Here is a 1,933-nt window from a genome sequence, read left to right on the forward strand (position 1 = left end):
TATTTTCAATGTCTAGCTTCTGCTTTTTAATACTCATAATAGATTTTATATAATTAAGAGCATTATTTATGTACAATTATATGCAAATAGTATAAAAAGTCAATTAATACTACAGAATATCCTAATCGTTGCTATTCAAGGCCGCTTCGATAGAGGAAAAGGCATAAATATATGGTATAAGCTCATACAAACAGGCCGCAATAATAGGGTGTATACATCTAACTGCTATGGTTTTACAGTATTGAAATCAGTCAAAAAATCATCTCGTACATCATAAAAAAATTTCTCTACTTAAGTTTTGTATAACCTGTTGTAAGTAGAAAAAACAGAAAATTTTTGATTTTTTTTTGAATACAGCAACATATAAACTTTATAAGTTCTATAGTGCATTTTTTATATTAACTAAGTCTCTTAATTGATCGATTAAATTCTGTAATCCAACTATCGCCACTACTTATAGTTAGGTTTGCTAATTCCTTCTTGCTTTGAATCATCTCATCAATACGCTCTTCAAATGTACCTGTTGAAAGCAGCCTGTACACCATAACATTACGTTCTTGCCCGATACGATAGGCCCGATCTGTTAGTTGTGCTTCTACTGCTGGATTCCACCATAAGTCATAATGTATTACATGATTTGCTGCTGTTAAATTAAGTCCTGTTCCTCCAGCTTTTAAAGACACTATAAGAATGTTGGACTGGAATAAGTTTTGAAAGTCATTAACCATTTCGTCTCGTGCTTTACGGGACAGTCCTCCATGTAAAAATGGCACTTTTGATTCAAACCTTTCTTCAAGTAGCCTAGCTATAATCTCACCCATTTCAGTGTATTGAGTAAATATCAATGATTTTTCTGCAACTTCACCAATACTAATCAATATTTCCTCAAGCATCTGCATTTTACCGGATTGTTCAATACTCGCACGCTTTTTCTTGCCAAACTGTGATGGATGGTTACAAATTTGCTTTAAAGCATTGATAAGTTTAAAGATTAGTCCCTTACGTTCAATTCCTTCACTCTTTTCTATCTTTTCCATAGTTGTATCAACAACCTTTTGATAAAGCGCTGTTTGCTCTGAAGTGAGGGAACAATAACGATTATTCTCAATTTTATCTGGCAAATCCTGAGTAATGCTTTTATCACTCTTAAGCCTACGTAACATAAAAGGGCTAGTGATTTTCATAAACCTTTCTAGACAAGTTCTATCTCTTGCTTTTTCAATTGGTGTTGCAAAATAGGTCTTAAGCTGCTTAGGGTACCAAGATAAGATTTATTGATAAAATCAAAAATGCTCCAATACTCAAGTAACCTATTCTCAACAGGAGTACCGCTCATTGCTATTCTATGCGTTGCCTCAATAGCTTTAATTGCCTTGGTTTGTTCGGTATTAGGATTTTTTATATTTTGTGCTTCATCAATCACGAGCAAAAACCAGCGAATTTTATTAAGTTCTTTTTTATCACGACGTGCAAGACCATAGGATGTTAGAGCTACATCATAATCACTTGCCAATTCTCGATTTTGTCCGTGATAGACGAAAAGCTTTAATTCTGGTGCAAAACGTTCCATCTCTCGTTGCCAATTACTTAATATGCTTGTGGGAGCTACTACCAAAACTCTACCTTGATCTAAAAACCCTGCATTTTTACAGTATAGAATGGCTGCAATAACCTGTATAGTCTTACCAAGACCCATATCATCAGCAATTATACTACCAAACTCTGTTTCTATGTTCTGTATAAGCTAACTAAATCCACGCTCTTGATATGGACATAACTGTGCAGTGAAATTACTTGGTACATCAACAGATGCATAAGTGTTGAACTTATCAAATAAGTAATCATGAAAACATATATCGCTAGACCGTTGACTGTTAATAGAAGAAGATCTTATTGGCAAAGTTACAACATTTGCTCCAAGGCTTTTTGCTGC

Annotated in this window: 2 protein-coding genes and 1 pseudogene; all 3 read right to left on the reverse strand. The window is 34.1% G+C overall.

Going from position 1 to position 1,933, the window contains the following annotated elements:
* Window positions 1-398: 398 nt before the first annotated feature.
* The gene (locus WGMM_RS07290) at window positions 399-899 is read right to left on the reverse strand and encodes a DEAD/DEAH box helicase (protein ID WP_410543197.1); all 501 of its coding nucleotides are present in this window, start codon (window positions 897-899) and stop codon (window positions 399-401) included.
* A gap of 105 nt (window positions 900-1,004) precedes the next feature.
* A pseudogene (locus WGMM_RS06275) lies at window positions 1,005-1,741 on the reverse strand (DEAD/DEAH box helicase); the annotation flags it as partial.
* 3 nt (window positions 1,742-1,744) lie between these two features.
* Window positions 1,745-1,933: hypothetical protein (locus tag WGMM_RS06280; protein WP_240991785.1), on the reverse strand; the 189-nt coding region annotated here is incomplete at its 5' end.

Origin of the sequence: Wolbachia endosymbiont of Glossina morsitans morsitans (assembly GCF_000689175.1) — a bacterium.
Classification (GTDB): Bacteria; Pseudomonadota; Alphaproteobacteria; order Rickettsiales; family Anaplasmataceae; genus Wolbachia; species Wolbachia pipientis.